The sequence below is a fragment of the Streptococcus mitis genome (assembly GCF_001579035.1).
In the GTDB taxonomy this organism is placed as follows: domain Bacteria; phylum Bacillota; class Bacilli; order Lactobacillales; family Streptococcaceae; genus Streptococcus; species Streptococcus mitis_J.
This window is the reverse complement of record NZ_KQ970286.1, coordinates 174,278-179,022: the sequence shown is the minus strand read 5'-3', so window position 1 is coordinate 179,022 and position 4,745 is coordinate 174,278. Positions and strand designations below refer to the sequence as shown.

5 protein-coding genes are annotated in these 4,745 nt (G+C 40.1%); all 5 read right to left on the bottom strand.

From position 1 onward, the window contains the following. The coding region (locus SMIDD26_RS03160; protein ID WP_061438883.1) for a twin-arginine translocase TatA/TatE family subunit at positions 1-139 on the bottom strand (139 nt) is incomplete at its 3' end. Then, a complete protein-coding gene (tatC, locus tag SMIDD26_RS03155; RefSeq protein ID WP_061438882.1) occupies positions 123-854 on the bottom strand; it encodes a twin-arginine translocase subunit TatC in 732 nt (243 codons plus the stop codon). The genes tatC and SMIDD26_RS03160, both read right to left, overlap by 17 nt. Continuing rightward, positions 855-2,543, bottom strand: a complete 1,689-nt coding sequence (locus SMIDD26_RS03150; protein ID WP_061438879.1) for an FTR1 family iron permease — start codon at positions 2,541-2,543, stop codon at positions 855-857. Next, on the bottom strand, positions 2,518-3,732 hold the full coding sequence (efeB, locus tag SMIDD26_RS03145; protein ID WP_061438877.1) for an iron uptake transporter deferrochelatase/peroxidase subunit: 1,215 nt from the start codon (positions 3,730-3,732) through the stop codon (positions 2,518-2,520). Before efeB ends, SMIDD26_RS03150 begins: the two co-directional genes overlap by 26 nt. A 5-nt stretch (positions 3,733-3,737) precedes the next feature. Beyond that, positions 3,738-4,610, bottom strand: coding sequence for an iron uptake system protein EfeO (efeO, locus tag SMIDD26_RS03140; RefSeq protein ID WP_061438875.1), 873 nt, complete (start codon positions 4,608-4,610; stop codon positions 3,738-3,740). Positions 4,611-4,745: the final 135 nt, after the last annotated feature.

Genomic DNA, 4,745 nt, shown 5'->3' with positions numbered 1-4,745 from the left:
TAACTGCTTTTTTAAATTCAGATAGCATTTTACCGATTGACTCGCCTAGTTCAGGCAATCGTTTTGGTCCAAATATCAAGAGAGCTCCTAAAACGATGATAATCAATCCTGGTGCTCCAATATCACGTAAGATTCCCATTCCTCTCTCCTTTCTGCTTGCGTTTCATAATGTGTTTGCTAATAGCAATACTTAATTCATAGAGTAATATCAAGGGGGCAGTCATTGCCAAATCGCTGACAAAGTCAGCTGGTGTTAAGATGACTGCGAGTACCAATAAGATAAAATAGGCATATCGGCGATAAGCAGTCAATATTTCTGGTCCAATAAGTCCAATCGACGTCAAAAAGGCAATGATAACTGGCAATTCAAAAATCAGAGCCAAAGGCAAGGTCGTTTGAAAAACAAAGGACAGATAATTTTGAGCTGTTAACTGCGTTTCAAATAGTCCTTCTCCCAACCCTAATAAAACCTGAAGTAAGGCCGGTGTTACAAAGTAAAAACCAAAAGCCAGTCCAACTAGAAAACAAAGGAAACTAGCTGGAATATAGGCAAAGACAGCTCTAGCTTCTTCCTTCTTTAAACCGGGTTTAATGAAAGACCAAATATGATACACCGTGTAAGGCAAGGTGATGGTAAAGGCCATCAGACTAGACAAACGTATGTAAATCCATAAAATATCATTAGGTCCTAAAACAATCAACTTTTGCTGAAAAGATTGGGTCACATACTGGTAAATCTGGTCTGCAAAAAGCAGAGAAACACAGAATACCAAAAAGAAACAAATGACTACAGCCAATAATCTCTTTCTAAATTCTACCAGATGTTCCACGATTGTCAATTCTTTTCTATCCATTTATTTTTCACCCTGTCTAAAAGTGACAATCAAGACAATAACAACAAAGATTAGCTGGCTGGTCAAGCCTTCCCAACTTGGATAAATTCCAAGAAGGTCGATTGTTGGAAAGCCTGTCAGCAAGTGGTTAGGTGCCATATTGGTTAACTGAAGAGCGTGGACACTAACTCCCAACATCTTAAAGGCTAGAGCATAAATCATCCAAGTCAAGATAAAGAAGACCTTATGTGGCAGGAAGAATTGACTGGCCTTGTTCATCACGATGGCAATAATTACTAAAACTAGCAAGGCAAGTGAAATTCCAAAGACAAATTCAAAGCTGGAAATTCTTGGTAAAATTCCGACATAAAAGAGAATGGTTTCTGCTCCCTCACGGAAGACAGCTAGAAAACTGAGAGCAAACATGGAAATAAAGGAACCTGTCTTAGTCACTGTTTCCATTTGTGACTCCATAAAGGTATTCCATTTTTTGACCGAGGATTTGCTGTGGAGCCAGATTCCAATCAAAATCATCATAGCTACCGCAAAAATCCCCACTGCTCCTTCGATGATTTCACGATTGGAGCCTGATGTTACTGCTGGAAAGGCAATTTGCAGGATAAAGGCAATAAGTAGACTGGCCATGATTCCAGTGATAGCACCACTATAAACCCACTTGAGTCCCTTTCGCATCTTGGCTGCTTTCAAGGTCGTTACCAAGGCCATAACGATTAAGAGAGCCTCTACTCCTTCTCTTAGGAGAATCAGCATAGCATCAAAGGCATTGTAACGTGCGCTAGTATCAATTTGTGATAAATCTGCTATCAGTTTTTCTAATTTTTCTTGGTATTCCTTCTCACTTCCCTTGACCATAATCACAGGGCTTTCACTCTCCACTCGTGTATAGAGGGATGGATTGGTCGTGCTAACAGAGCCCTCAATCGTTGGCCAGATAGTAATAAATTCCTTCATACTGGCTGCTCCTGATGCTTGGTCACCAGCTTGGAATTGTTCCAAAGCTTTCTTCAAAAGAGCAATACCATCTTTGAGACTCAAATCAGAAGATGTTGCTACGACTTCTTTTCCAGTTACAAAATCATCAATAGCCTTTTTTAAGTCCTCAAAGGAAATCTGGATTGAGTTGAAATCTGTAGGCTCGGTTTCCATACTACTACGCAAGAAAGAAATAGCTGTTTCAACACGTCCATAATGGGCCGTACTATTGTCACGAACCACACTTTCATTTATAGTCCAAGTGGAATTCATTTTCTTAAAAGCTTCTCGTACCTTTTCCAAATCTTTGGAGGCAATGGCCTGCTCTAAGGCTTCAAAACGAGGACTTAGACGGTTTACCAATTTTTCTTTTTCCGCATCTAGGTCAACAGGATTTTGTTCTTTTTCAAAGGCTAATAGGGCTGCAGAAATTTCGGTGAGTTTGTCTTCAGTAATCTCGCCTGACTGAGCTAACTTTTCCTTAACGACTTTACCAGCCTCAGAATCCTTATTTTCTACTCTTTCGAACTCTGATGCCATCTCCATAACGAGTTTCTGGGCCTCAGACTGATTGCCATTTTTTACCGCTTTAGAAGCATCTGTGATTTTCACAAAGTAAGAACTCAGACTCTCTTGGGCACCTACTGGGGAAAGAATTAAAAATGACAAAGCTAAAACTAGTAACCAGCTTTTAGCCTTCCAATAATTTCTGACCAATGTAGCCTCCTTTCTCCACACCACCAAAACAAGCAAAGAGTCCACTACCGATGTGAGTAATATATTCATTCATCTTATCTGTAGCACCTAAATTGGTTTGAACCTTAACAAAATTATCAGGATCCTTCTGGAAAGAAATGAAGAGCAAGCCCGTATCAAACTGACCAGTTTTTTCATCAATTCCATCTGAGTAAGAGTAAGAACGACGCAAAAGTGGCTTATCCACTTCCTTAGCCAACCGAACATGCGAATCATCAGGCAAAAGACTCAAATCCACTTCATCAAACTCATTTTTCTTACCAAAGGGGGCACCACTTTCCTTGTAACGACCAAAGGTGTTTTCTTGTTCTTCAAGACTAGTGCGATCCCAAGTCTCTAAAAACATCTGAATCCGACGAACCGCCATATAAGAACCATTTTCCATCCAGTCCTTACTATCAGCCCAGATAACGCGGTCAAAGTCTTGCTCCTTGGTTGGATTTGCTGTTCCATCTTTAAAACCAAAGAGGTTACGCGGTGTCTCCATTCGATCCCCGATTGCTGCAAAACCAGACTGACTCCAACGAAGGGTCACTGCATTTCTCCCCTTACGGATGAGATTGCGAATAGCGTGAAAGGCAACCTGCTCATCATCGGCACAAGCTTGAATCACAATATCTCCACCAGTATATTTTTCACGCAATTGCTCTTTAGGAAAAGGCGGTAAATCTCTGAACACTTGAGGACGCTTGTTTTCCAAGTTCATCTTTTTCAAGAAACTGGCAGACACACCAAAAGTCAGCGTCAAACGATGAGGGTTGAGCCCGACTGTTTCACCAGTATCGCTCGGAGGCAAGAGAGTATTCTGACCATCTTTTTTGACCAGTTCCCCCTCGACCAACTTAGCACTATAATCCGTCCAATCCTTGAATAGCTGGATAATCTTATCCTTATCCGTCGTATGCAGGTCTAGGACAACAAAATAGATATTCTTTTGCATGGGCGTACTAATCCCAGCTTGATGCTTGCCATAAAAAGCAATTTTTTCATTTCCGTACGAGATTTTTTCCTGACTTCCTAGCTTAGGTGCGAAAAAAGCAGAAGCACCAGAGAGTCCTAGCGCTAAACCAGCCCCTCCAATCCCTGCTTTTTTTAGAAATTCTCGACGGTCCATTTTCTTCTCAAAAAACTTTTCGTCTTTTTCAGTCATGACTCTTATTCTCCACTAAGAAATTTACCCATTTGTGATAGAGGTTCACCAAGTTTTGTCACAGCTTCTGACAATTCTTTGGTATCTTCTTTTGTCAAATCTGTATAGAGTTTGTAGTGTTCCTTGTCGGTCATGTGTTTGTCCAACAAGCTATTAACAGATTTGAAATCTACTTCCAATTCTTTAACTAGGTTAGCATCTGATTTTTCAAGTAAAGGCTTAAAAAGTTGGAAAATCTTCTCAGCACCTTCGATATTGGCACGGAAGTCAGACAAGTCTGTATGAGAATAAATTTCCTCTTCACCTGTAATCTTACTTGTTGCCACTTCATTAAGCAAGTCAACCGCCCCAGTCAACATAACCTTGTAGTCCACATCTACAGTTGCAATCTTAGCTTTCAATTCCTTGATATCATTGACCAACTGATCGCCATAGCTTTCAGTCCCTTTAGTTGTATTGTCTTCCCAAAGAATACGCTCGATACGATGGAATCCAGACCATCCTTCTTCTGTCTTGTTTTCGTCCATGTAGTCTGCCAAACGGAAGTCAATCTTGACATCTGACTCACCAAAACTCTCGGCAATTGGTTCTGAACGCTCATAAGACATACGAATCAGTGGATAAACCTTCTTAGCTTCTTCTAACTTGCCTTCTTTCAAAAGTTTGACAAAGCCTTCCGTATCTGTCAAGAGTTTATCGATTTGCTCTTGCACAAAAGTCTTATAGTCAGCAGTGGCCTTATCAAGCATTTTTTGCTTGTCTTCAGATAAAGCTGTCACCTTAGATGAATCGGTTGTATCTGCTGATTTTTCAAACCTAACAGCACAAGCTGTCAATAGCAAGGCTGAAGATAAAAGGACAAAACCTAGTTTTTTCATTGTATACTCCTATTGGTTCAGGAAACCTGAATTAATTTTACGTTTCATTATATCATGTTTTCACTCATTTTTCAATAAATTTTCAGACAATTTAATGTTATGAATAGCATTACAAATGCAAAAAACTAAGCCTAG

Bases quoted from the DNA above. Each gene is read 5' to 3' on its own strand.
- tatC (WP_061438882.1), bottom strand. From the start codon at position 854: ATGGATAGAAAAGAATTGACAATCGTGGAACATCTGGTAGAATTTAGA.
- efeB (WP_061438877.1), bottom strand. From the start codon at position 3,732: ATGACTGAAAAAGACGAAAAGTTTTTTGAGAAGAAAATGGACCGTCGA.
- efeO (WP_061438875.1), bottom strand. From the start codon at position 4,610: ATGAAAAAACTAGGTTTTGTCCTTTTATCTTCAGCCTTGCTATTGACA.